General features: G+C 67.1%; 31 protein-coding genes. 26 read left to right on the top strand and 5 right to left on the bottom strand.

Features of this window, described 5'->3' with window-relative positions; genetic code table 11:
• Nucleotides 1-61: 61 nt before the first annotated feature.
• The 9 genes from AB0N66_RS30740 (at nt 62) to AB0N66_RS30700 (ending at nt 7,770) form a co-directional block, all read left to right on the top strand.
• Nucleotides 62-2,278 (top strand): cell division protein FtsK, encoded by a 2,217-nt coding sequence (locus AB0N66_RS30740; protein WP_365441100.1) that lies wholly within the window; start codon nt 62-64, stop codon nt 2,276-2,278.
• Between the two features lie 140 nt (nt 2,279-2,418).
• Nucleotides 2,419-2,670, top strand: coding sequence for a hypothetical protein (locus tag AB0N66_RS30735; protein WP_365441098.1), 252 nt, complete (start codon nt 2,419-2,421; stop codon nt 2,668-2,670).
• Between the two features lie 34 nt (nt 2,671-2,704).
• Nucleotides 2,705-2,893: a hypothetical protein gene (locus AB0N66_RS30730; RefSeq protein ID WP_365441097.1), complete on the top strand. Its 189-nt coding sequence runs from the start codon at nt 2,705-2,707 to the stop codon at nt 2,891-2,893.
• A gap of 13 nt (nt 2,894-2,906) precedes the next feature.
• Nucleotides 2,907-3,515, top strand: coding sequence for a hypothetical protein (locus AB0N66_RS30725; protein WP_365441095.1), 609 nt, complete (start codon nt 2,907-2,909; stop codon nt 3,513-3,515).
• A 4-nt stretch (nt 3,516-3,519) separates the two neighbouring features.
• Nucleotides 3,520-3,975 carry a hypothetical protein gene (locus tag AB0N66_RS30720; RefSeq protein ID WP_365441093.1) on the top strand — a complete coding sequence of 152 codons (456 nt, stop codon included), beginning with the start codon at nt 3,520-3,522 and terminating at the stop codon, nt 3,973-3,975.
• Between the two features lie 90 nt (nt 3,976-4,065).
• Entirely contained in the window at nt 4,066-4,965 is a 900-nt protein-coding gene (locus AB0N66_RS30715; RefSeq protein ID WP_365441091.1) for a bifunctional DNA primase/polymerase, read from the top strand.
• Nucleotides 4,962-6,119, top strand: coding sequence for an AAA family ATPase (locus AB0N66_RS30710; protein ID WP_365441089.1), 1,158 nt, complete (start codon nt 4,962-4,964; stop codon nt 6,117-6,119). The genes AB0N66_RS30715 and AB0N66_RS30710 overlap by 4 nt, the downstream gene beginning before the upstream one ends.
• Nucleotides 6,116-6,310, top strand: coding sequence for a helix-turn-helix domain-containing protein (locus tag AB0N66_RS30705; RefSeq protein WP_067029612.1), 195 nt, complete (start codon nt 6,116-6,118; stop codon nt 6,308-6,310). The genes AB0N66_RS30710 and AB0N66_RS30705 overlap by 4 nt, the downstream gene beginning before the upstream one ends.
• On the top strand, nt 6,307-7,770 hold the full coding sequence (locus tag AB0N66_RS30700; RefSeq protein ID WP_365441087.1) for a tyrosine-type recombinase/integrase: 1,464 nt from the start codon (nt 6,307-6,309) through the stop codon (nt 7,768-7,770). The genes AB0N66_RS30705 and AB0N66_RS30700 overlap by 4 nt, the downstream gene beginning before the upstream one ends.
• Before the next feature lie 69 nt (nt 7,771-7,839).
• Here AB0N66_RS30700 and AB0N66_RS30695 read toward each other — a convergent pair whose 3' ends face one another.
• The 3 genes from AB0N66_RS30695 to AB0N66_RS30685 all read right to left on the bottom strand — a co-directional run bounded on the left by AB0N66_RS30695 (nt 7,840) and on the right by AB0N66_RS30685 (nt 10,088).
• On the bottom strand, nt 7,840-8,175 hold the full coding sequence (locus AB0N66_RS30695) for a type II toxin-antitoxin system PemK/MazF family toxin (RefSeq protein ID WP_365441085.1): 336 nt from the start codon (nt 8,173-8,175) through the stop codon (nt 7,840-7,842).
• A complete protein-coding gene (locus tag AB0N66_RS30690) occupies nt 8,169-8,624 on the bottom strand; it encodes a hypothetical protein (protein WP_365441083.1) in 456 nt (151 codons plus the stop codon). The genes AB0N66_RS30695 and AB0N66_RS30690 overlap by 7 nt, the downstream gene beginning before the upstream one ends.
• Nucleotides 8,625-9,407: 783 nt before the next feature.
• Nucleotides 9,408-10,088: a DUF6338 family protein gene (locus tag AB0N66_RS30685; protein ID WP_365441081.1), complete on the bottom strand. Its 681-nt coding sequence runs from the start codon at nt 10,086-10,088 to the stop codon at nt 9,408-9,410.
• Between the two features lie 283 nt (nt 10,089-10,371).
• Here AB0N66_RS30685 and AB0N66_RS30680 point away from each other — a divergent pair, with 283 nt between their 5' ends.
• The 5 genes from AB0N66_RS30680 (at nt 10,372) to AB0N66_RS30660 (ending at nt 13,172) form a co-directional block, all read left to right on the top strand.
• Entirely contained in the window at nt 10,372-10,743 is a 372-nt protein-coding gene (locus AB0N66_RS30680) for a TIR domain-containing protein (protein WP_365441079.1), read from the top strand.
• A gap of 6 nt (nt 10,744-10,749) precedes the next feature.
• Nucleotides 10,750-11,742, top strand: coding sequence for a caspase family protein (locus AB0N66_RS30675; protein ID WP_365441077.1), 993 nt, complete (start codon nt 10,750-10,752; stop codon nt 11,740-11,742).
• Between the two features lies 1 nt (nt 11,743).
• Nucleotides 11,744-12,040, top strand: a complete 297-nt coding sequence (locus tag AB0N66_RS30670) for a hypothetical protein (protein ID WP_365441075.1) — start codon at nt 11,744-11,746, stop codon at nt 12,038-12,040.
• A 113-nt stretch (nt 12,041-12,153) separates the two neighbouring features.
• A complete protein-coding gene (locus AB0N66_RS30665) occupies nt 12,154-12,600 on the top strand; it encodes a winged helix-turn-helix domain-containing protein (RefSeq protein WP_365441073.1) in 447 nt (148 codons plus the stop codon).
• Nucleotides 12,601-12,611: 11 nt separating this feature from the next.
• The gene (locus AB0N66_RS30660) at nt 12,612-13,172 is read left to right on the top strand and encodes an HD domain-containing protein (RefSeq protein WP_365441071.1); all 561 of its coding nucleotides are present in this window, start codon (nt 12,612-12,614) and stop codon (nt 13,170-13,172) included.
• Here the strand turns inward: AB0N66_RS30660 and AB0N66_RS30655 are convergent.
• Both AB0N66_RS30655 and AB0N66_RS30650 read right to left on the bottom strand, forming a co-directional pair.
• Nucleotides 13,169-13,642, bottom strand: coding sequence for an NUDIX domain-containing protein (locus tag AB0N66_RS30655; RefSeq protein WP_365441070.1), 474 nt, complete (start codon nt 13,640-13,642; stop codon nt 13,169-13,171). The two genes, AB0N66_RS30660 and AB0N66_RS30655, sit on opposite strands and share 4 nt — an antisense overlap.
• Nucleotides 13,642-14,409: a helix-turn-helix transcriptional regulator gene (locus tag AB0N66_RS30650; RefSeq protein WP_365441068.1), complete on the bottom strand. Its 768-nt coding sequence runs from the start codon at nt 14,407-14,409 to the stop codon at nt 13,642-13,644. Before AB0N66_RS30650 ends, AB0N66_RS30655 begins: the two co-directional genes overlap by 1 nt.
• A gap of 626 nt (nt 14,410-15,035) precedes the next feature.
• On the opposite strand from AB0N66_RS30650, the gene AB0N66_RS30645 reads away from it, so the two are divergent.
• The 12 genes from AB0N66_RS30645 to AB0N66_RS30590 all read left to right on the top strand — a co-directional run bounded on the left by AB0N66_RS30645 (nt 15,036) and on the right by AB0N66_RS30590 (nt 23,581).
• Nucleotides 15,036-15,302, top strand: a complete 267-nt coding sequence (locus AB0N66_RS30645; protein ID WP_365441066.1) for a DUF6284 family protein — start codon at nt 15,036-15,038, stop codon at nt 15,300-15,302.
• Nucleotides 15,299-15,742, top strand: a complete 444-nt coding sequence (locus AB0N66_RS30640) for a Pycsar system effector family protein (RefSeq protein ID WP_365441064.1) — start codon at nt 15,299-15,301, stop codon at nt 15,740-15,742. The genes AB0N66_RS30645 and AB0N66_RS30640 overlap by 4 nt, the downstream gene beginning before the upstream one ends.
• Complete coding sequence (locus tag AB0N66_RS30635) at nt 15,739-16,602, top strand: protein spdB (protein WP_365441062.1); 864 nt, start codon at nt 15,739-15,741, stop codon at nt 16,600-16,602. The genes AB0N66_RS30640 and AB0N66_RS30635 overlap by 4 nt, the downstream gene beginning before the upstream one ends.
• Nucleotides 16,602-16,985 (top strand): RRQRL motif-containing zinc-binding protein, encoded by a 384-nt coding sequence (locus AB0N66_RS30630; protein WP_365441060.1) that lies wholly within the window; start codon nt 16,602-16,604, stop codon nt 16,983-16,985. The genes AB0N66_RS30635 and AB0N66_RS30630 overlap by 1 nt, the downstream gene beginning before the upstream one ends.
• 148 nt (nt 16,986-17,133) lie before the next feature.
• Entirely contained in the window at nt 17,134-19,365 is a 2,232-nt protein-coding gene (locus tag AB0N66_RS30625; RefSeq protein ID WP_365441058.1) for a cell division protein FtsK, read from the top strand.
• 140 nt (nt 19,366-19,505) lie between these two features.
• Nucleotides 19,506-19,757: a hypothetical protein gene (locus tag AB0N66_RS30620; protein WP_365441056.1), complete on the top strand. Its 252-nt coding sequence runs from the start codon at nt 19,506-19,508 to the stop codon at nt 19,755-19,757.
• A gap of 26 nt (nt 19,758-19,783) precedes the next feature.
• Nucleotides 19,784-20,035: a hypothetical protein gene (locus AB0N66_RS30615; RefSeq protein ID WP_365441055.1), complete on the top strand. Its 252-nt coding sequence runs from the start codon at nt 19,784-19,786 to the stop codon at nt 20,033-20,035.
• Nucleotides 20,036-20,049: 14 nt separating this feature from the next.
• Nucleotides 20,050-20,244, top strand: a complete 195-nt coding sequence (locus AB0N66_RS30610; protein ID WP_365441053.1) for a hypothetical protein — start codon at nt 20,050-20,052, stop codon at nt 20,242-20,244.
• Between the two features lie 17 nt (nt 20,245-20,261).
• Nucleotides 20,262-20,741 carry a hypothetical protein gene (locus tag AB0N66_RS30605; RefSeq protein ID WP_365441051.1) on the top strand — a complete coding sequence of 160 codons (480 nt, stop codon included), beginning with the start codon at nt 20,262-20,264 and terminating at the stop codon, nt 20,739-20,741.
• A 19-nt stretch (nt 20,742-20,760) separates the two neighbouring features.
• Nucleotides 20,761-21,087 carry a hypothetical protein gene (locus AB0N66_RS30600; RefSeq protein ID WP_365441049.1) on the top strand — a complete coding sequence of 109 codons (327 nt, stop codon included), beginning with the start codon at nt 20,761-20,763 and terminating at the stop codon, nt 21,085-21,087.
• Between the two features lie 170 nt (nt 21,088-21,257).
• Entirely contained in the window at nt 21,258-22,106 is an 849-nt protein-coding gene (locus AB0N66_RS30595; protein ID WP_365441047.1) for a DNA primase, read from the top strand.
• A gap of 2 nt (nt 22,107-22,108) precedes the next feature.
• Nucleotides 22,109-23,581, top strand: coding sequence for an ATP-binding protein (locus AB0N66_RS30590; RefSeq protein ID WP_365441045.1), 1,473 nt, complete (start codon nt 22,109-22,111; stop codon nt 23,579-23,581).
• Nucleotides 23,582-23,905 lie beyond the last annotated feature (324 nt).

Raw genomic sequence — 23,905 nt, 5'->3', positions numbered from 1 at the left:
CAACGGCCGACCAAGACAGCGGCCGGACCCCCGCCACTCCTCCTGAAAGAAGGAACTGTCAGTGAAACACCCCGACGACGACAACGAACTCTTCAACCGGCTCGAAGCCGAGATGACCGACTCCCAGGGCGACGTGGTCGACCTGGGCAAGGCACGGACCGCCCGTGCCGAGTCGCCCGACCCGTCGGCCGACTCGAAGCCGACCGAGTCGCCCGACTCGGATCCGGCAGAGTCGGACGACTCCACCCCGCCTCTGGTCGACCGCCCGGCGCCGACTGTGTCGGGCCCCGGACTCATCGACCGCATCCGCGACTCCAAGCGACTGGACGTCATCCCGGCATGGATGAAGTCGCGCGCGGAGTTCAAGGAAGCGCTCGGCTGGCTTGCCGGGCACGCCTGGCACACCATCGCTTTCCATGCGGTGCGGGTGCCGTTGCTGTACGTGCCCAAGCTCATCTGGCGCTCCCCGCGCGGACTGGCCAACACCCTGTCCAGGGTGGGCCGTTGGTCGGTGGACGCGGAGGGCGAGCCGCTACGGCAGGCCGAAGCCCGCCGCGAGAACTCCGAGGTGTACCTGAAGCTCTCGCGGCAGCGGGACCGGCGCGTGCGGCTGCGGATGATCCTCACCGTCCTTGGCGGCATGTTCGCCCTGGGTGTTGGGCTGTTCCTGGTCTTCGGCGCGGAGCTGCGGACGCAGTTCATCGCCGCCGCGGTGGCTGTGCTCTTCCTCGGCTGGAAGGGTGCGCCGGCTGATGCGCCGCTCGCCACGCGGGCGGTCATCAAGACCGAGGTGCAGAAGCTGACCAGCGACATCGTGGTCAAGGCGATGGCGTCCATCGGCATCGGCCAGATCGCTTCCGCGGTCGCCAAGGGGCAGGACGGCATCAGGTTCGTCTCGCCGATCACCCGCGAGGGGCCGGGCTGGCGCGCGGACATCGACCTGCCGCTCGGGGTCACGGTCGCCGATGTGGCCGACCGGCGCGCCCGGCTCGCTTCCGGTCTGCGGCGCCCGCTCGGGTGTGTGTGGCCGGACGCCGACCCCAACGAGCACGAGGGGCGCCTGATCCTGTGGGTGGGTGACCGGGACCTGTCCAAGACCGGCATCGTCAAGTGGTCGCTCGCGAACGCCCGCCGTCACGACGTGTTCAAGCGGGTGCCGTTCGGCATCGACCCGCGCGGCCGTGCCCAGTCGGTACCGATGATCCAGCACAACGTGCTGGTCGGTTCGCTGCCCGGGCAGGGCAAGACCGCCTCGGTGCGGGTGCTGGCCTGCGGTGCGGCGCTGGATCCGTCGGTGGAACTGTGGCTGCACGAGAACAAGGGCACCGGCGACCTGGACTCCCTCGAATGCGTCTCCCACCGGTTCGTGTCCGGCATCGACGACGACTCCATCAAGTACGCGGCCGACTCCCTCAAACTGCTCCGCGAGGAGGTCATGCGGCGTGCGGCGGCGATGAAGAAGCTGCCGCGGGACCTGTGCCCGGACAAGCGCATCACCCGCTCCATCGCCGACAAGCGCTCGCTGAAACTGTGGCCGCTGCTCGCTGTCTTCGATGAGTGCCAGAACCTGTTCGCCCACTCCAAGTACGGCAAACAGGCAGGTGACGACGCGGAGTTCGTCATCAAGCTCGGTCGCGCCTTGGGCGTGATCCTGGTCCTGGCCACGCAGCGTCCCGACAAGGACTCGCTGCCGACCGGGATCAGCGGCAACGTCTCCATCCGCTTCGCGCTGCGCGTCGCGGGCCAGGTCGAGAACGACATGATCCTGGGCACCTCCGCGTACAAGAACGGCGTGCGGGCCACCTCGTTCCGCCCGGAGATCGATGCCGGTAACGGCTACCTCGCCGGCGCGACCGCGCTGCCGGTCGTGGTGCGCACCGCCTACCTGGACGACAACGCCACCGACGCCATCGCGCAGCGTGCACTCGCGCTGCGCAAGGCCGAAGGAATGCTGTCCGGGCACGCGCTCGGGGAGGACGCCGAAGCCGTCTCGGGGCCGTCGTACGACCTGCTCGCCGACGTCGCCGCGGTCGTGCCCGTCTCCGAGAACCGAGTGTGGAACGAGCGGATCGCCGCCCGCCTCGCGGAGCTGCGACCGGAGGTCTACGGCGGCTGGAAGGGCGAGAACGTCACCTCCGCGCTCAAGCCGCACGGCATCAAGACCACCGGCGTGGCCGGGACCACCGACGACGGCGAGCGCACCACCCGCCGCGGCATCGCCCGCGACGACCTCACCGCAGCGATTGCGGAGCGTGACGGAAACCGGGGCGCCGCCTAGCCCTGGAGGGTCGCTACCGGTAGCGGGCTCACCTGCTACCGGTAGCACCCCCGCTAGCACCCCAAACCACACTCCATCAGGGATCTAGCGGATAGCGCCCCACCTGCGGAAACCCTCAAAACCCCCTGGAAGGGGCCTTGATGACCCCCATAGCCCTTGCTATCGCCTGCCTACTCGCCGTCACGCTGTGTTACGCGGGCGTGTGTGCGGGGAGCCCGTTCGGCACCTGCCGCAAGTGCAACGGCTTCGGCTTCGCCACCACCACCGACCGCAAGGGACGCCCCAAGCGCGGCAAGACGTGCCGCCGCTGCAAGGGCCGCGGCAAGCGCGTCCGCGTCGGCCGCTGGCTCTTCAACCGCGCCCAACGGATCTACCGCGAAGGCACCCACTGACCCACACCCCAACTTTCGAAGGGAGGTACCGCCCATGGCCATCACCGTCTCGCTCGTGGCCCTGTTCGGACTCGTCCTGTTCTTCCTCCTGCGCTCCAAGTCCCTCGGCTACGGCGCCGCGTTCATCGCCGCCGGGTTCGGCTTCTTCCTCGCCTCCACCGGCGCCGCCGGACCCATCAACGAACTCGCCCGCGCCGTCATCGACGCCATCCCCGACCTCTGACAGGAGACCGGCCGTGAACGAACAGATCATCGCCCGGCACTGGCTCACCCTCATCGCGCCCAAGGCCGCACCCGCCATCGCCACCTCCACCGTGCTCATCCTGGCCCGGATCTGGAACGCCAACGGCGCCGAACACAGCCTCGGCAACGCCGTGTTGATGACCGCCCTCTCGCTCGCCGCGGCAGCGGCCGGCGTGTGCGCGAGCGTCGGCCGCGCCGGGGACCCCGTGATCGCGGGCACCGCGTTCGCCGCCTCCGGAGGACTCGCCCTCGCGGGCGTGGCCGGATACGCCGACGGCCTCTCGCTGCCGCTGCTGCTGTGGGTGCTGACGACCGCCATCGCGTACGGGCTCGCCGCGCGGTACTGGCGTACCGACCGCCGCGACCGCGTGACGTACGAGCGGCACGTGAGCGACCGGCGCGAGGAACGCGCCCACATCGAGCGCGTCGAAACCATCCGCGGCACCACCCAGATCGAAGTGGCCCGCACCGGCGCCGCCTACGCCGAACAGCTCGCGCAGGCACTCGTCACCCGCGCCGCGCTGCCCGGCTTCGACCCCAGGGTCCTGGAAACCGCAGGCCTGCCCGCACTGCCTTCCACCGAGACCAGCAAGGAGCACTGAGCCCATGTTCGAGATCCGCATCATCTGCGAGCCGGACGACAGCGACCGCGTCAGCCAAGCCCTGTCCGAGGCCTTCACCACCGGCCCGGTACGACGCCTCCCCACCCGCGACGGCAAGCAGGTGCGGCTGTACGTCACGGCCGATCACCGCAGCAACACCGGCCCATGGGCGACGCCGGAAGAGGCGTACACGCTCGCCCCGAGCATCGTCCGCGAGATCGGATGGACCGCCCAAACGGCCGCCGACAAGCCGTTCGGCACTCGGCTGCCGCGTGACTTCTGGCTCCGCAAAGCGGCCGTCCTGGACCGCATCGCACTCCAGGGCAAGGCCAACGGCGACGCGAGCGAGGTCGCGACCGAGGCGGCTGCACGCCTGATGGACATGGACGACGCGGCCGTCATCTGCGACCCGCGCCACTACGTCCGACAGCAGTACGCCCACTGGATCAAGAGCCAGTAGCAACGCCGCGGCGGCGGGACTCCCCAGCAAGGTCGCCCGCCGCCGCGGTTCTCCCTGCCCATCCGTAGACAGAACAGGAGCACCCCCAGCATGCCGCACACGGACGGCTCTGCCCAGCTCACCTCAGCGCTCGACGCAGCGTCACGAGGCTGGCACGTCTTCCCCCTGATCCCTGGTGACAAGCGCCCTGCCCTCTCCGACTGGGAGCCTCGCGCCACCACCGACCGGGACCGCATCACCGTCGCGTGGTGCGTCGGCGCCTTCAACCTCGGCATTGCCACCGGACCTTCCAACCTTGTCGTCATCGACCTGGACAGGCCCAAGCAGTCCGACGACACCCCGCCGGCGCACTGGGCCGAACACGGCGTCACCGACGGCGCCGACGTCCTCGCCCTGCTCTGCGAACGCCACGGCCAGCCCTTCCCCGCCGACACGTACACGGTCCGTACCTGGAGCGGCGGAACGCACCTCTACTTCACTGCCCCCGAGGGCGAGCCGCTGCGCAACACCGCCGGGGACAGCGCCCGCGGGCTCGGCTGGAAGGTAGACACCCGCGCCGCTGGCGGACTTGTTGTCGGTGCGGGCAGCACATTCAACGGACGCCCCTACGAGGTCACTCACAACGGCCCCGCGGCGCCCTTGCCGGGCTGGCTCGCGGAACTGCTGCGCCCCGTCCCGCTGCCCCCGCAAAAGCCGATCCAGGTTGCGCTCGCGGGACGGGGACGACGTACGGCCTTCCTACGGGCCGCGGTCGACGGGGAAGTGGAGCGGGTCGCCACCTCCGGCCAGGACCAGCACAACAACGCGCTCTACATCGCCTCGGTCGCCCTGGGGCAGCTTGTTGCCGGGGGCGAGCTGAGCGAGGCTGACGTGACCGGCTGGCTCCTGACCGGGGCGCTCCAAGTCGGGCAGGGCGAGCGCGAGGCACGGCGCACCATCGCCTCCGGGCTCAGGACCGGAGCGCGGCGCCCTCGGACGGTCGCCGCGTGAGCGCCAACCCGATTCCGCCCCTGCACCTGTACTCCGTGCCCAGCGACCCGCAACCCCCGGCAGCGGCGCCGCCGAAGCGAGAGCGCCCACGCACCGCATGGACGGCCGATCAACTCATGGCCGCGGACTTCCCCGAGCCGAAATGGGCCGTGCCCGGCCTGCTCGCCGAAGGCGTCAGCCTGCTCGCCGGACCGCCCAAGGTCGGCAAGTCCTGGCTCTCCCTGGGGCTCGGACTCGCGGTCGCGGCCGGCGGGCAGGCCTTCGACTCCGTGCCCGTCGAGGGCGGTCCGGTCCTTTACCTTGCGCTGGAGGACACCCCGCGCCGTCTCCAGACGCGCATGGGCAAGCTCCTGGGCGGACAGCGGGCGCCCGCCGGGCTCACCCTCGTGACCGAGTGCCCGCCCTTCCCCCAGGGCGGCACCGAGGCCATCGCCCAGTGGCTGGACCGCAACCCGGACGCCCGCATGGTCGTCATCGACGTGTTCGCCAAAATGCGCGGCCAAGCCCCGCAAGGGGTGTCGGCGTACGACGCGGATTACGTCTCTGTCAGCTACGCGAAGCGGCTCGCGGACTACTACGGCGTGGCCGTCGTGCTGGTCCACCATGTCCGTAAGGCGGGCTCGGACGACTTCCTGACGGAGGTCTCCGGGACCAACGGCATCGCGGGCGCCGCGGACGCCACGCTGGTACTGAAGCGGGCCCGCGGGCAGGCAGACGGCATCCTGCACGTCACCGGACGCGACGTGGACGAAGCCGAGTACGCCCTTCAGTTCCAATCCGCCTCCGGAGCCTGGCACTTGCTGGACGGCCCGGCGTCCGACCACACCGTGGGCGACACCCGAGCCGCGATCCTGCGGCACGTCCGCGCCAACCCCGGCGCGAAGCCCAAGGACGTGGCGGGCGAGCTGTCCCACATCGACATCGACACGATCCGTCGGACGTGCGCCCGCATGGCCGAGGCCGGACAGCTCACCAGGGACGGAATCGGCCGGTACTACCCGGACACCGAGACCCGGACACAGGGCGTACCGGAGGTGTCCGAGCTGTCCGACTGTCCGGTTACCCCACCTGACCAGCACGAACGACCCGGACAGCCGGAATTGGAGCTGTCCGGGCTGTCCGGGTCGACCGAAGCCGAAGGGACGGCGGTATGAGCGCCCGCGCGCTGGACGAGAAGTTGACCGTCGCGGAGGTCATTACTGATCTGAAGGTGGCTCCGTCGACGTTCTACCGATGGCGTCAACTCGGCAAGGGCCCGCGCTCGATCAAGCTGCCGAACGGCGACGTGCGCATCCGCAGGTCGGAATACGAGCGGTGGCTTGCGGAGCGGGAGGACGCCGCGTGAGCGCGACCGAAGACACCCCGGCTCTCCGCCCCCACGGGGAGGCCCGGTCGGGGTACTCCCTTGATGTCCGGCTGTGGAAGGTCACGAAGGTCGACCGCAAGGCGCGTCCGTATCAACTCCGTTGGGTTGTAGGCGGGAAGGTGAGCAGCGCGACGTTCGCCACGTCGGCACTCGCCGAAAGCCGACGCTCGGAGTTGCGGCAGGCCATGCGCCGGGGTGAAGCGTTCGAGATCGCAAGCGGACAGCCTGAGTCCGAAGTCCGTGCGACGGCTGAAGCGGCGGCAACGGCGGCTGAGGCCAAGCCGTCGTTGCGGTGGTTCGAGTTCTGCCGGAAGTACGTCGCCGGGCGGTGGCGCATGAGCGCTGCCAAGACCCGTGAGGGCATGGCGGATGGGCTTGCCGCCGTGGCGCTCGCCATGGTGAAGCGAGGCGAGAACACCCCTGAGGACAAGTACCTGCGCCTGGCGTTCCGATGGGCGATCGTTCCCGCGAACGTGGGACAGGACCCGCCGGCCGAACTGAAAGCCGCCTACGAGTGGCTCACAAAGGAGGATCGGCCGGTTGTCGACCTGGTCGACCTTGAGGTGTTCGAGGACGTGCTGTACCGCCTCAGCTATCGACTGGACGGCACGCCGGCGGCGGGGGAGACGCACAAGCGGCGGCGCCGCGTCCTGAACACGGCTCTCGAACACGCGGTGGCCGCGAAGGAACTCCCGGAGAACCCTCTCCAGGGGGCCCACAAGAAGCGTGTGGGTTCCGGAGCGGTGGTGGACCGACGTGTCCTCGTGAACGCCGTGCAGGGGCGCCAGTTGCTCACTGCGGTCTCCTACGTCGGTTCGTGGGACCGCAACCGGGGGCGGCGCCTGGCGGCCTTCTACGCGGTCCTGTACTACGCGGGGCTCAGGCCCGCTGAGGCGGTCGGCCTGAGGCTCTCCGACTGCCACCTGCCGGACGCGGGTTGGGGCACGCTGACGCTGCGGGAGACGCGTCCTGTCTCTGGCAAGCAGTGGACAGACTCCGGGGAGCGGCACGACCGCCGGGGGCTGAAGGCGCGTGAGGCGGACACGGACCGCCCGGTCCCCATCCCGCCGGTTCTGGTCGCCATCCTGCGGGCCCACCTGAAGGAGTTCGGGACCGCCAAGGAAGGGCGGGTGTTCGGCAACGAGCGCGGGGGAGTCGTCGGTTCGTCAACGTACTGGCGCGTGTGGGAGGAAGCGCGGGTGTTCGCTCTCCCGCCGGAGCGCGTCGATTCGCCGTTGGCCGGGCGCCCGTACGACCTGAGGCACGCGTGCATCACGCGGTGGCTCAACGCGGGGGTCCCGATCGCTGAAGTGGCCCGGCGCGTCGGCAACTCCCCGGAGGTGATCCACCGCCGGTATCACGGCTGCATCGACGGCCATGAGGAAGCCGCCAACGCGAAAATCACGAAAGCCCTGGAAGAGGAAGGCGACACGGCCTGAGGTTGTCTGAGCGCAGGAAGGGCGGCCCAGCTTGCTGGGCCGCCCTCGGCGTTTTGTTGCCAGGATGCGCTATGACAGACCCAAGATCACGCGAATGCAATCCTCAACTCGCTTCATCTCGCCCATATCTAGAAGACCGAGACGTTTCCGAAGTCTCGGTTTATCCACGGTGTGCAGATCAGTGCAGTTGATATAGGACTCGTCGTACTTGGTTACGCCGCACTCAGGGCCAATGGGGACATGAGTAGCGGTAGGGCCAGAGGTACCCGTGACCACGGCAACAGTCACGGCAGATAGTGGCTCTGCAACGCGGTTGACCGTGAGAATGACCACGGGGTGTGGGCCAATACCAGGTAGAGCGCATACCCAGACCTCACCGCGTAGGGCGGACCCGGAACTCACCATTCGATTTCGTCTGCCGCTTCCAGTTCATCTGTGGTGGCGGGCAATACGCCCGCTGGAGTCGGAGCCGACTCCCCTTGGTAGAAGGCTCGAATCTCCTCAGAGGCTGCCACCTCTGCCGCCTCGCGTGAGAGGAGGCGGAGTCCCTCTCGAAGCGCGTCAGAGACCGATGTCAGATTGAGCGACTGCATTACCAATCGCAGGTCTGCCATCTCATCAGGCCTTAGCCGGACTTGAGCCACCTCGGTGGAACTGGTGTAGCTGCCAGCAGGCAAGCGTGGTGATCGGTACTGCCCAGACTTAGCAGGGTTCTTCTTGGTGATCGCAGCAGGCTTCATGGTCTTGTGGATCGCGGCAGACTTGGCGGTCTTGCTGCGCGTGACGCTGGTCTCGCCGCGCTTCGTGCCGGCAGCGGCTGCCTTGCCCTTCTTGTCTCGGGTTTCAGGAGTCATCGTTCCTCCTTCCTCGGCTCTGTCGTACAGGTGTCATACATGAAGTGTCATGGGTGCAGCCCGGCCGGTCAAGGCGGCGGCTGCGGAGGGGCTCTGGAGGCGTGTCGCGTGTATCGCAGATAGTGCGCGAACAGTGAGAGACAACGAGAAAGAGCGGGAGTCAGTGAGACTGACTCCCGCTCTCTCATGTCGGCATCCGCACAGGTCAGAGCATGATTCTTGCTGGCTGACTGGCGAGTGCCCCCGGCAGGATTCGAACCTGCGCACACGGCTCCGGAGGGCACTCTGTCTAGGGGCAGGTCTACTGGCCTGACCTGCGGCTACTCGGTTCAGGCTGACCAGGACCGGCATTCCCACTCGCCACTCACTCGGAAGGGCGGCTTCGCGATGCCAAGGAGTGCGCCCGCTGCCTTTGGTTGAAGCGGGTCACGTCCACCGTGGCAGCCGGTGCTTCAAGGGTCCGCACGCCTGGCAATCTGCCGGCGACGGCTTCCTCGGCAAATGTCTCTCTGGCGGACAAGTCAACTCTGCGGCAACTGGCGTGGCGAACGCGTTCGAGCGCAGTTGGAGCTGGACCGGTGCGAGTAGCCGCGTAGCCGGCTCTCAACCCGTGCTCTGTAAACTGCTTGGGAAGGTCCTGGAGATCGTCGGATTCTGCAGAACGTGGATGACCGCTAGGGAGTCTGCTCATGGTCAAGAGAATTAAGGTGTCCCAAGAGGACGACCATAGAAAGCCGGAGGCCAAGCCCTCAGATTCAGAGGGAAGCCGCGGTCACAAACCTACTAAGCAGCCGGGGCGGACGCCGGCGCCGCCGCCGCCCCCTCCTGCTCAGCAGGGTCAGGGGGGTAGCTGACAAACATTGTGACGATCCGGCGCGCTGAGACGCAGGCTGCCCCCCAGGGGACGTTGTGTGTCTCGGTTGCGCCGGGAGCCCTATACTTTAGCGGCTCGACGAGCACCAAATCTCTGTCTGGCGAATCGTCAGAACTGACGTTAAACGATGCCTGTTGTCCTTCGATGTATGACCCGTCCTCCAGGATGCACCCCACGGTTGGGTTCTCGCCCGGGAACCATTTCTCGAACATGATCCACCACGCTGACATCACGGATGAGTGTGGTCTCTTGCCAGTGATGGACGCTGCGATCGCTGCGAGAACGCACGCAAAGATCAGTACGCCTCCTGCCCACCAGGCTAGTTCGGCATAGTGGGTCCGCGCATACGTGGCACCCTCCCGGACCAGCCGTCCGATATCCGGTGTGAGGTCCGGCCTGAGCCCTCGCAGTATCGCGAAGACCGCCAGTGCAGCCAGTTCGGTGAGAACGCTGCAGAACACCACTGCGCCAGTCTCCCGAAAGGGTGTTGGGCGGTGCTCACTGCCCTTGCGGTCGCGGACGGTGGCAAACGTAAGGCCCGGCAGCAGCAGGACAACAAGTAGAGCTAGACCTGTGATGGTTGTGGGCACGACGGGTCCCTCAAGTACGTGGCGAGGATGGACAGGAAGCACACCGTACAGGGCCTGCCGAGGCGCTCCGGAGCCTTCCACCGCCTGCTCGTTGTCTGCCATTCACCCTCTGCTGGCGCCGCCTGGAGGGTCGTTGGCCTCGCCCGGTGTCAATCCGATCAAACTGGACTCCTGCATCGAGGCGCCCTAGTAACGTGGGCGATCAAGTAAGGGTCATCGGCGACTCACTTGCGGGGGGCGGTCCGTCCTTGCGGTGCAGCCCGCCCAAGCTTGAGGAGACGCAGTGGCAGACAAAAAGGTGGTCTTCGTGGCGTTCGCCATTGAGGACGAGACGCAGAGGGACTTCCTCAAGGGGCAGTCCCTGCACCCTCGTGCACCCTTCGAGTTCATCGACATGTCAGTCAAGGAGCCCTATGACAGCAACTGGAAAGACCGAGTACGCACTCGGATTCGGCGCTCTCATGGGGTCATCGTTTTGGTGAGTAAGAATTCCCTGACGTCCACTGGGCAAAAGTGGGAAATCCAGTGTGCCAAAGATGAGGGTAAGCCCATCCGAGGTATCTGGGCCTACAGCGGCGACCGTACGGTGATCGCTGGTGTTAATACTGTCACGTGGACCGACGCGAACATTAATAACTTCATCGACTCCTTGTAGGATGCCGTGCGCAAAGCCCTCATTGTCGGAATCGACTACTACGAAAATCTCCAATGCCTAACAGGGTGTGTGAATGATGCGTTCGCTGTCAAAGCGGCCATCGAGCGGAATTCGGATGGCACGCTCAATTTCGCATCCCCTCAGGTCATAACGGGAACGAGTGCAGCGCAGAATGTCGCCAAAAGGGGTCTCAAGGAAGCGGTAAGGGAACTCTTCGTAGACGGCTCGGAAATCGCCCTGTTCTATTTCGCGGGGCACGGGTACATTGAAGACACTGGTGGCTTTCTCTGCGCGAGTGATTCCGAAACAGGAGACGATGGGCTCGCTCTGTCAGAAGTTATGACACTGGCAAACAGCTCTCCGGCCAGGAATAAGGTAATAATCCTCGATAGTTGCCATAGTGGCGTGGTTGGCGATCGCGCGATGTCGGCGGGTCTTGCTGAAATCTCAGACGGTGTCACCATCCTTACTGCCTCGACCGCCGGTCAGTACTCCTTTGAGACGCCCGGCGGAGGCGCTGGTGTGTTTACAAGCCTCTTTGTTGACGCGCTTAATGGGGCAGCAGCGAATCTAGTCGGCGATATCACGCCCGGAAGTGTCTACGCGCACATTGATCAATCACTGGGCCCGTGGGCTCAGCGACCGGTCTTCAAGACCAATGTCAAGACGTTTGTATCCCTACGGAAAGCTGAGCCTCCGATCTCGCTAGCGGATCTCCAAGCGCTCAACGAGTATTTCCCCGCACCGGATCATAACCTTGAACTGGATCCATCCTTCGAACCTGAGCGGTCAGCGGAGCAGAAGGAAGATTCATCGATTCCATCTCCCGATCCCGTCAATATGGCGACATTTGCCACGCTGCAGAAGTATGTGAAGGTCAACCTCGTCAGGCCAGTAGACGCGCCCCACATGTGGCATGCTGCCATGCAAAGTAAGACGTGTGAACTAACAGTGCTAGGGCAGCATTATTGGGCGCTCGTAGATAAAGGGTTGATTTAAAATGTCTGAACTTCCAAAAAGTTCACCCAATATCGGGGTAGCTGAGGAAGCGGTAGAGGATCTCGCGAATGTCGAACACGAACGCTGGTCGCACTGGCAGCGCTATATGCACTCGAAATGCATCCGTAATGAAGATGGCTCTTTGACTATTCCCGCAGAACTCGCGCAGCGGTGGGAACTGCAAATGAACACGCCATACGCCGAGCTGTCGGATGTTGAGAAGCAGAGCGATCGCGAGCAGGTCCACCGCTATTTGCCTGTCATAGTTGGAATTCTTCAACCTCCGCCTGGTGAGTGAAGGGTGAAGGCGCTCATTCGGAGAGGCTTCTGAACCCGACGTACGATGCCGCACTGCTGGGTGGCCGTGGGATCCTTGACGACGTGCAGTAGAGAGACGAGAGAGGAGCCGAAGTGTCGGAGGCCAGTCCACGCGGAACCTACCTGGTCATCTCGGAGGCACTGCGGAAGGCGATCGAAGAGGGCGAGATCAGCGACACTCTGCCGTCTGAGGCTGATCTCATGCGCACGCACGAGGTCGCTCGCAACACTATCCGTCGTGCTCTCAAGGTCCTCGAAGCTGAGGGCGCCCTTGAGTCCGCGCCCGGGATCGGCTGGCGCGTCGCCCGGGGTGGCGACCGCCGGTCCCTTCCGGAGCGGATGACTGACGTGATTGCTGAAGACTCGCTGGCCATCGGCGATACGTATCCGTCTGAAGCGAAGCTCTGTGAGCGCTTCGGCGTATCTCGTACGGCGGTGCGTCGCGCGATTGCCCAGATGGAGGGAACCGGCTTGCTCGCCACTGTTCATGGCAAGGGGCGCACTGTACGCGCTCTCCCGGCTCCTACCGCGCGGCCGTAGTCTTGGCCGTCATGGGACTGACTGAGTGGGCTTACTCGCTCTCCGAAGCGATGCTGTCCGAACCGTTGCCGCGCCGGTGGGCGCACTCTCTCGGGGTCGCCAAGCGTGCTCGCTCCTTGAGCCCGATCCTGGGTGACGATGCGGAGCTGCTGGAAGCCGCGGCCGTGCTGCATGACGTCGGGTACTCGCCGGCCATCGCCACCACGGGCTTTCACCCGCTGGACGGCGCGAGATTCCTCCGCGGCCAGGAAGGGGCGGACGAGCGTGTCGTTCGTCTCGTGGCTCACCACTCTTGCGCGCTGCTGGAAGCCGAGGAACGCGGACTGAGGCGGGAGCTAGAGGGGGAGTTCGAGCTAGAGCGGCCGGACCTGGTCGACGCCCTGCTGTACTGCGACATGACGACGACGCCCGACGGGACGCAGACCACCCCGCCCGAGCGGCTGAATGAGATCGTGAAGCGGTACGGTCCGGACACGATCGTCGGGCGGTTCATTCAGCGCGCGTCCCCCGAGATCTACGCAGCGTCGAAGCGCGTTGAGATCCGGTTGGCGCCCGTCTCTGCTGGCGATTAGCCGATGTAGGGTTCTCGCCGCGATTTATCCAAACCGTGCCGAATACGCAGCATCATCGACGGGTGGATATCTAGTGTGTCAAGGTCCGCTGGGTTTACCCAGCGGACCTCTTTCGATTCGCTGCTTGTGCGCAGCGAGCCGCCCACGGGGTGGGCCCGAAAGCAGATGGAGAACTGTTGCCGGACTTCCCCATCGTCGTATGCCAACACATGCGCGGGGTCCGTGTAGAGCCCGACGATGTTGTCCACCTCAACCTGAATTCCTGTCTCTTCCAAGACCTCCCGGACGGCTGTGTCACCGATGCGTTCACCAATGTCGTGACCGCCTCCAGGAAGGGCCCACAGATCATTGTCGGTCTTGTGGATGAGGAGAATCTTTCCTGAGTCGTCCTGGACAACTGCGGTGACTGAGGGCACCACTGAGTTGGCTTGCGGAGCGTTCGGGTCGCGGAAGTAGTCGATGCGGCTCATCAGTGCGTGCCTTCCCATTCGGCCGGCGAGGAGATCGGTCGGGCGGACTCCCAGACCCTCTCAACGCTCTCAGCGTAGGAGTCGAAGAGTTCTCCGCCAGGGACGCGTCGCAGATGCAGTACAGGGGCCATATAGGCGCCGACGCCGTAGAGGTGACCATTCGCCAGCATCTCGTCATCGGCTCGATAGATCGAGTTGTAGAGGGTGGTGCCATGTAGGCGAAATTCCACCCCCGGGAGGCGGAAGAGCGGGCCGTAGTTTATGAGTGCGTTCCGGATCTTTCCTCCCATCGTCGCACCGATGCCCTCATCTTCCCCGCGCACTGCTACAGCGGATGATGTCGGCTCTCCCAGCATGAAGCGAATCGGGACCCCGTTGGCGGACTTCTCTTTCACGATGCGGTGGAACGTCGCGTCTTCTGTGAGCCAGAATCCGGAGTACACCAGTACATCGAATTGACGCGTCGATTTGGAGTAGAGGTTCGTCCAGAGCGTTTGCATCACTACGGATCGGTGTGGATAGAGCCTGACTAATTCCGCATTTCCAGAAGCCGTGACCTCAGCCGAAGTGCGTTCGTCGGGCCATAGGTAGGACACCTCGCACTTCAGCAGCGAGGCGGTGGCGTACTGGAAGCGACGGTACGGCTTGCGCTCGGGGTCGTTGATCCATCGCTCAACCGTCTTGGGGGCGACCCCGAGTCGCTCGGCAACCTCATCGAGCGTCAGTCCCAAGTCCACTATTGCGCCGCGCAGTCGCTCGTTCGCCATGCCAACCTCCGTCTAGCCGGGACGACTTGGTACGACTTCACGCTATCCAAGAACGACCCAGGTCGTACAGGTGCGAAGTCGAGCGTCGTCGGTGCCGGCGGCAGGCTGTAGATACATCGCAGCGAGGGACTCGCCGAACTTCAAGAAATCGAAGGGCTTGACGGGGCGAACCTCTCTCTGCATGATGAGGAACACGTATTACATGTACCTCTTAGGGCGGGGACGCTGCAATCCCGCTAAAGGCCAGGTGGAACAGGGTTTCGGCCCGTACTGGCGAGGTGGCCCGGCGACCGCGAGCAACGGCCGGAGAGTGGGGACTAGGTCCCCCTTGCAGTGCACCACCACATCCGTTCACGCAGAGAGGAGACGCCGATGCACCGACGACATCGTCCGGCGCCGTCCCGCCTGACCAGCACGACGGCAACGCCTTCCGCGTCCCACTGACTACCGCGGCTTGAGAGCCGCGGCCGGTTGCCTCCCCCGCCCGTCCGGTCCCGCTGTGTGCGGTGCCGTACGGGCGGGGTGGCAGGGAGCCGGACATTCGACTTCAACGGCGCGCGGCCCCGGTGTTCGAGCACCGGGGCCGCTTTTCAGGGCCGTTCCACCTGTGAGAGGAACCACGACCCATGAAGTACATCGTTGCTGATCAGACGGTTGTTACCGCCGACGTTTTCGACCGCGAACCGACGGCCGCGGAGTTGGACGCGATTGCGTTCGAGATGCCTGTGATCCGGGCGGAAGTCGAGTTGCTGGACGCGCAGATCATCGCGTTGGACCGGACGCCGAACGAGGTGGACGCGCGGCGTATCCGGCGGGCCCGTCGCAAGGTGCTGGCGGTCCGCCTCGCGGCGGCCAACCTGACCACGATGCACATTCCGGGGGTGTCTGCATGAGCACCCCTCAGACCCTTGCCGCCGCTCACGCGGAGGTGAAGGCGGAGATCGCGCGGACCGACACGAAGACCGGTCTGCTGCTGGCGTTCGTCGGTGCGGTGCTCGCCGGTTCGTGGACGGTCGCCAAGGACCTCCCCCTTCCCCTGCACGCCTACATCGCTGGCGGACTCGGTATGGGCCTGCTGGTCACCGCGGCTGCTCTGTTGCTGCGGTCGGTCCGCCCCAACCTGAGCGGTCGGCACGGCTTTCCGCTGTGGGCCACCCTCACCGCCGACCAGATCACGGCCACGTTGTCGGAGGATCTGAGCGCGGACATCGCGAATCTGTCCCGCATCGCGGTGGCCAAGTTCACCGGCCTGCGCCGCGCGGTCGACCTCACCATGACCGGCGGCGCGCTGCTCATCCTCGCCGCGCTGCTCAGCCTCGGGGGTGTGGCATGAACGCCAAGACCGTACTGCCCGCCGTCGCGATGACGGCCGTGTCCATGGTCCTCACGCTGGCTGTGGTCGTGATGTGGCTCGGGGGCGCGATGCCGTGGCCCGTCGCTCTCGTCGTCGGTCTGGGGATCGACGGCGGTTGGCTGGCCACTCTCGCCTACGAACGGCGCCTTGCCGCGCAGGGTGATCACAGCAACGCCGTGACCGCCGTCGGCTGGAGTTTCGGTCTGATCGCGACCGGTGTTCTGATCGCTCATGCCCTCACCGGCGAGGACAACCCGGGTGCGTGGTTGGCCGTGGCGTGGTTGCCGATCGCGGCCAAAGCCTTGTGGCTGGTCCACGGGCTGTGGGAGCGGACCGCGCTCACGCCCAACGCGTTGGGGGCGATCCGGGGAATCCAACAAGAGGCTCGTGACGAAGCGGCCGTAGCCCGCGCTCGGCTGAGGGCTGAGGCCACGACCGAGGAGACCCGGCTGACGGCCGTGACAGAGGCCGGTGCCCGCGTCGCACGCGTCCAGGCCAAGACCGCCCAAAGCCTCTCGCGTGCGTGGTCGACGCTGGAATCAGCGCGTGAGGGCGAGGAGACCGGCAGGGCGCTCACCAGCGTGACGAGCCGCGTCACACCCGACGTCACACCCCGCTGGGACCTGCCCGTATGGGGCCCCATCGAGCCCGTCGCAGCGCTCCGGCTGGAAGCGGCTCCGGCGCTCACTGACGAGGCGTTGGAAGCGCTGGTGGATGAGATCCGGCACAGCGAGGTGCCCGCCCTGTCCTACCGCGAGATGGCCACCCGCTTCCGCGCGGCCGGCCACTCCGCATCCGAGGTCCGCCTCAGGGCGGCGTGGAAGCGGCTGGTCGCCTGATGTCCGGGGTCTACGGCAAGTGCTACGACCCCACCGGCGCCCACCACGGCATCCCCACCTACCCGTGGCGCCTGGCCCCGGACGGCTACGCGACGCGCCGGCAGTTACGGGCGCGGGGCCTGCGTCCGGGCGGTCAGCCGATACAAGCGCAGGTCATGCGGGTCAACCGGCGGGCCGGCGGCGTACGCGTCGCCTACCTCTACCGCGAGGACCTGGCCAAGCCGGTCCGGCCGATGACGTCGCGCAAGTGGGGCGCGCTCGCGCTGGCGATGCTCGCCCGCCGCACCTGCCCGCGCTGCCGGATCGATGTCGGCTACTGCATCCCCACCTCGTACGGCATCTGCGGTCTGTGCATCGCCCTCGAAGAACAGCGCGCCGCCTGACCAGACAGATAGCCCCGGCACCCATGCCGAGAGGGCGCCGGATCAAATCCGGCCCGGGGCACGCACCGCACCACACGACACGGGTCCGGCCGTCCGCCTCCACAGCAAACCGGCCGGACCCATCGACTCCCGAAGGAGTACGTACATCGTGACTGAGAACCACGTGTTCCCGCCCTCGGACGTACCGGAGGGCACCGGCGAGCGGACGGCCGACGTACTGCCGTTCCCGCTCAAGAAGACCACCCCGCCGGCCGCTCCCGAGACGTCTGCCGAGGGCGACGTCAAGCCGGGAGAGTGGGAGGCCGAACTCCCCGACACCGACGACCCGGAAGCCGAGGGCCTGACCGAGGGTGCCCCGGTCGACCCGCCGCGCGAGGTCTACCCGCCCTCGGTAGCGGAGTGGATGGAGGCCAGGGACAAGACCCGGCTTGCGGTACTGCCGGAATGGGTGAAGCTCCCTGACCAGCGCACGGCCGTCCGCAAGTGGGCCGTGCGGCACTACTCGGCTGTGATCGGCTACCACGCCGTTCGCCTGCCCTGCATCTACACCCCCAAGATCCTGTGGTACTCGCCGCGCGGCGCGTGGCGCTGGTCGACCGCGATCGGCCGGTGGGTGTTCGACGCCGAGGGCATGGGCCTGCGCCTCGCATCTGTGGCCAACGAGGACGCGGCCGAATACCTCAAACTCTCCCGGCAGCGCAACGACCGCGTCCGCCTGCGGGGCATCGTCGCGAGCCTCGCCGGGTTCGTCGGCCTCGCCGCCACGCTGACCCTGTACGTCATGGCGCCGTCCTGGCTGATGCTGCTAGCTGTGGCCACGTTGACGACCACGCTCGGGGCGGTTGGGGCGCCGGCGGACCGGCCGCTGATCGACCTGGCCAAGGTGACGTTCCGCAAGCGCAAGCTGTCCTCGGACATCGTGATCCGCGCGCACGAGGCAGCGGGACTGACCAGCAAGGATCAGTCCATCGCGTTCCCGCGGCCGATCGGCCGTGACGGCGACGGGTGGCGCGTGATCGTGGATCTGCCGTTCGGCAGGACGTTCGAGGACGCCCTCAAGGCTCACGGCCGGCTCGCGTCCGGCATGGACATCGCGCCGACTCAGCTCTTCCTCGACAAGGACGAGACGAGCGGCCGGCGGGTGTCGTACTGGATTGCCGACCGTGACCCGCTCGCCGTGCCGTCCGGCAAGTCCCCGCTGCTGGGGGCGACTCGGGTGGACTTCTGGAAGCCGTTCCCGTGGGGCGTGGATGAGCGAGGCAATGCGGTCATGGCCACCATGCTGTGGCTGTCGCTGCTGGTCGGCGCCGTCCCGAGGCAGGGCAAGACGTTCTCCGCGCGGACCATCGCGCTTGCTGCCGCGCTGGACCCGTACGTGCGCCTGTACGTGTTCGACGGGAAGGCGTCGCCGGACTGGCGCAAGTTCGCGCTGGTCGCGCACCGGATCGGGTTCGGCATCGTGCCGAAGAACGGGATCGACCCGGTGGGGCATCTGCTCACCTCGCTGCGGGAGTTGAAGGCGGATGTCGAGGACCGCTACCACCGGCTCTCGGAACTGCCGCTGCACATCTGCCCCGAGGGCAAGCTCACCCCGGAGATCAGCCGGGACAAGAAGCTGAACATGCCCCTCACGCTGTTCGTGGTGGATGAGGTGCAGGAGTACTTGCAGCACCCCGAGCACGGCAAGGAGATCCTTTCCCTGCTGGTCTACCTCGCCCGGGTCGCCCCGGCGGTCGGCGTGTCCGTGATGACGTCGACGCAGAAGCCGGACGACAAGGCGTGCCCCTCGGAGCTGCGTGACCAGCACCAAGCGCGGTTCGCGCTGCGGGTCGGCGCCTACCAGGTGTCGGACACGATCCTGGGTGCGGGCTCGTACAGCGAGGGCCTGGACGCGTCCAAGCTGCTCAAGTCCCACAAGGGAGTTGGCCTGCTCAAGGGCATGTCCGACGATGCCGGGATCGTTCGTACGTACCTGGCCGACGGCCGCGACGCAGAGCGCGTCCTCACCCGCGCTGCCGCGCTGCGGGAGGCCGAGGGCACGCTGTCCGGCGACGCGGCCGGCGAGGCTCCGGCGCCGGAGGTGTCCGCGACGGTCCTGGACGACGTCGCGCAGGTGCTCGGCAAGGGTGAGGTCAAGGTGTGGTCGGAGACGATCGTCGACCGGCTCGCGGACCTGCGCCCGGACGCCTACGGGCCGTGGGCCGAGCTGGAGGCCAAGCCGAAGGCGGAAGCGCTCACCGCGGCGCTCAAGCCGTTCGGTGTGGCCACCGAACAGATCAGTCGCCGCATCGAGGGCAAGACGGTCAACAAGCGCGGTATCAAGCGCGAGGACCTCGCCTCAGCGATTACTCAGCGCAACGAAAAGCGGGATGCCGGATAGCTCTCCGGGGTCGCTTGCGCAAGCGTCGCCCGTCGCTTGCGCAAGCGACCCTGCTAGCGACCGAAACGGCACCTGATCAGGTCGCTAGCGAGTAGCGGCCCACCTGCGGAAACCCTCAAAACCCGCCTGAGAGGCCCCTGATGAGCCTTCCCCTCCTCGCTATCGCCTGCCTACTCGCCGTCACGCTCGGTTACGGAGGTAGGTGCTGGCTGAGCCCGTTCGGTGACTGCCGCAAGTGCCGCGGCATGGGCCACGACTTCAAGACCGACCGCAAGGGACGTCTCAAGCGCGGCCGTGACTGCCGCCGTTGCAAGGCGACCGGCAAGCGCATACGCGTCGGCCGCTGGATCTACAACCGTGCCGCGCGCACCTACCGCGCCGGCACCCGCTGACTGTCCAGCCGAAGGAGCGACCCGCCATGCGCAAGGCCCTGGCAACTGCCCTCGTGTCCGTCGGTGCCGTTCTGGCTCTAACCGCGTGCAGCCCGGACTACGCCCCCGGACCGACCGGCACCGTCACCGACCGCAGCGCCGCGTACTTCAAGTCCGGCGGCTGGCGCTACCGGCTCACCGTCACCACCGACGGCCGCCCCCACACCTTCCGCGTCACCCGGGACGACTACAAGAGCTGCTTCCACGGCTCCGCCTACCCCACCTGCACCCACCGCTGATTCCCGGAGGACCCATGGTCATCACCATCCCGCTCGTGCTGCTCCTCGCCGCCGCCCTCGCCGCGCTGCTGCGCTTCAAGGCCGTCGGCGCCGGAGCGGCCGTCGTCGCCGCGCTCTTCGGCTTCTACCTCGCCGCCACCGACGCGAGCGACACCGTCGACCAGCTCGTCACCGCCGTCACCGACGCCCTCGCCGACACCGGCCACTGAGACAGGGAGACCCGGACATGAACGAACCCACCACGCCCTACGACTGGCACCGCCCGGCCGTACGTGAGGCGGCGGCCGTGGAAGTCCACCACCCGGCGCCCCTCGCCCCGGTGCAGCACGCCGCGCCGCTCATGCCCGTGCAGCCGGGGCACGTCCCGTCCGTGGCGAGCGTCGTCCTGCCGGACGGGCGGGTCGTCACCGGCTACGCGATCAGCCCCGCACAGCCCGAACCCCTCGCGGCCAAGCCCGCCGTCTCGCGCACGGCGGTCAACGTCGCGTTGGGCGGCGTCGGGTTCCTCGCCGTGTGCGGCGGCCTGCTGCTCCTCACATCGTTCATCGCGGCCCTCACTGCCTTCATCACCCAACTGATCACCCTCGCCGCCGTCATCTTCGGCGGATGGATCGCCGTACAGGTCTTCAGCACCGGCGGTCACCGCGGCGGGACCACGGTCAACATCCGCAAGGCCGTCATCAAGCGCAACCACTTCCACGGCTGAACAGCCGGACAGGAGAACCATGTTCAAGGTCCGTACCCCTTGGCTGACGGCGGAGCAGGCGTATGCCGACGCCCCCAGCATCCTCAGCGAGATCGGATGGACGGCCCGCACCCTCGCCGCCCTGGAGTGCTTCACCGCGCTGGATCGGAACTTCTACCTGCGCAAGGCGGCACTGCTCGACCGCATCGCGCTGCTGGACGAGCCCGACGCCCCCGGCGACGTCACCGACACCGCCGTTGCGGCGGCCGTGTACCTGATGAACCTCGACCAGCCGGACGTCACCTGCGACCCGCGCGACTACGTCCGCCGGCAGTACGCCCTCAGCTTCACCACCAACGACCAGTAGCTACGCCAAGGGCGGCCCCCCTCTCGCCAAAGAAACGGGGCCGCCCTTGCCCACCTGCCCATCACTGACCTGTGGAGGTCTTCCAGCATGACGCAACCCACCGACATCCGGCGAGAGCGCGGCTCACGCCCGCGTGTGCTGGACGTGTTCTCGTGCGCCGGGGTGGCGGCATGACCGCGCTGCCTGATCACCTGCGGACTGCGCTGAGCCTTGCGGCGGCAGGTGTCCCGCCGCTGCCCCTCCGGGCGGGCAAGGGCCCCTTCGGCAACTGCCGTACCTGCGCCAAGAACAAGTGCGGCGGCCGGCCGAACATGAAGACCCCCGGGCCCTGCGCCTGCCCGAACCCGTGCCACGCGTGGGCCGCCGCCACCACCGACCCACACACCCTCAACTCCCCCCAGTGGGCGACCGCGTGGCGTACGGCCGCGGCGGTCGCCTACCACCCCGGTGGGGCAGGGGTGACCGTGGTCGACCTCGACAACGCGGCAGCCATCGCGTGGGCCCGCGCCACTCTGCCCGCGACGCGGACCGTGGCGACGACGCGGGGAGAGCACTGGATCTACCAGGGCGTCATGCAGTCCGTGAACGCGGTCAAGCCCGGCGTGGACATCAAGTCGCTTATGTCGTACGCCCGTTGGCTCGGATCTGGCACGGGCGCCACGGCGGCTCTCCCGGCCGTTGTCCGCGCGCTGGCAGTAAAGGAGCCATCGACCGCACGCAGGGCGCCACAGGCCCTCACAGTGCCCAATAGGGGGCAAAGCGGGGCGTGCCCGCACCGCACGCCCGCCTATCTGGATCGCGGCGTTGCCATGGCCGTACAGCGCATCACCGAAGCGTCCAGTGGGGTGCACGCGACCGTCTACCGGACGTTCCTCGCGGTGCTGTCCACGCACGGGCGGTGCGGCTGCCTCACCGACATCCACGTCACCCGGCTGTTCACCGCCGCGCAGACCAAGGGCGAAACTGTCCGGCACTGCACCGACGCGTGGACCAACGCCCGCACCGCATTGGGGCTGTGAGCATGAGCGAGGACGAGAAGGACCCGGCTCGCAAGGTCATCACCGACTACGCGCAAGCGCACTTCCGGTACTTCCGCACCGGCGACGGAACCGTGTACGCGCAGAAGAACGCCCACCCCGTGGCCCGTCCGATCCGCTCCCAGGGCACCACGGGAAGCCACCGGCAGGAACTCATGGTCGGTCTCTTCCGCGACGGGGCCGGCGTGTTCAACGGGACCGCACTGAAGGAGGCATTGGACTTGATCGAAGCACTCGCGCTGACCGAGGACGTACAGCCCGTCCGCATCCGCGTCGCCCCCGGATTCGACGGAGCGACGTGGCTCGACCTCGGCCGCGATGACGGACAGTCCGTCCGCATCCACCCCACCGGATGGGACATCACCGTCCCCGACCCGCGTGAGGTGTGCTGGCGACGTACCCAGCTCACCGGGGAACTCCCTCTGCCCGTTAAAGACACCGACGGCAAGGGCATCGACCTGCTGATGAGGCTGTGCAACTTCGCCACCGCGGAAACCGAATGCCTGGCCATCGCGTGGCTGATCGGCTGCCTGGGGCCGTCCGTTCCGGTCCCCGCGCCGTTCCTCACCGGCCCGCAGGGTGCGGGGAAGTCCACGGGTGGGCGGATGCTCGTGAGGATCATTGAGGGCATGACCGGCGACCTGCGCCGGGCGCCGAAGGATGAGGAGAACCTGATCGCGGCTGTGGCGGCGGGGTGGGTGACCGCGCTGGACAACCTGTCCCACATGACGCCTGACCTGTCCGACGCGATGTGCTGCATCGTCACCGGCGCCGAGAGCGTGAAGCGGGCTCTGTTCACCGACGGGGACGTGTTCCGCGTCGGCTACCGCCGCCCCCTGCTCCTCACCGGCATCGACGTGGGACTCATCCGGCCCGACCTCGCCGATCGGTTGCTTCCCCTGCGTCTCGAACGGCCCCGGGTGCGGCGCACCGAGGATGAGCTGTGGACGGACTACGAGCAGGTACTGCCCGTCATCCTCGGCTCGCTGCTCGACCTCACGGTCAAGGTCCGCGCCGTGGACGCGGAGACTCCCACGGACCTGCGGATGGCGGACTTCGCCCACCTGTGCGCGCAGCTCGACGCAGCCGCCGGCCTGGGAGCGCTCAGCGCCTACCGGGCCTGCCTCGACGACCTGAACGACGACGTGATCGAGGGCGACCTGTTGGCGCAGACGGTCATCGAGCACGCGGCGGGCATGGAAGCGGGCACGGAAGAGCGGATGACGTCCACGCAGTGGCTGCACTGCCTCAGCCGCCTCTACGCCGGCGAAGAACTGCGGTCCCTGCCCAAGGGGTGGCCGACCACAGGCAAGGTCCTCTCCGACCGGCTCAAGCGTCTTCAGCCCACCCTCGCCGCCCGGGGCGTGATCATCGACTCCGGCCGTACCAAAGAGGGCCGCTACATCGAGATCACCCGGCTCGCTCCGCCCTCGCACGAGCAGGAACGGGCGTTCTGACCGGCGCCGCCTACCGCGCGCACAAGCAAGAGGAGCACCCCCGGCCCGGCGTGCTCCTCTTGCTGTTCGCCGCCGCGCGGCGCCCCAAGGACGTGCCGCGAAGCGGCTCCTTCTTCGCTCTCTGAGATGCACCGCATCACCACAGAGACCCCCTTCTTTTTCCTAAGTAGGGGGACGCTGCGTCACCTGCGTCACCCGGGCGCATAAAACGGCGGGTGACCTGCGCAGACACGGGTGACGCAGATGGCATATCTCTGCGTCATCCTGCGTCACCTGCGTCACCGATGACGGACAGCCTGCGTCACCGATGACGCACACCCAATC

This window comes from Streptomyces sp. NPDC093544, from assembly GCF_040683495.1.
Classification (GTDB): Bacteria; Actinomycetota; Actinomycetes; order Streptomycetales; family Streptomycetaceae; genus Streptomyces.
The sequence above is the reverse complement of the archived record's forward strand: the minus strand, read 5'-3'. Positions and strand labels throughout refer to the sequence as shown.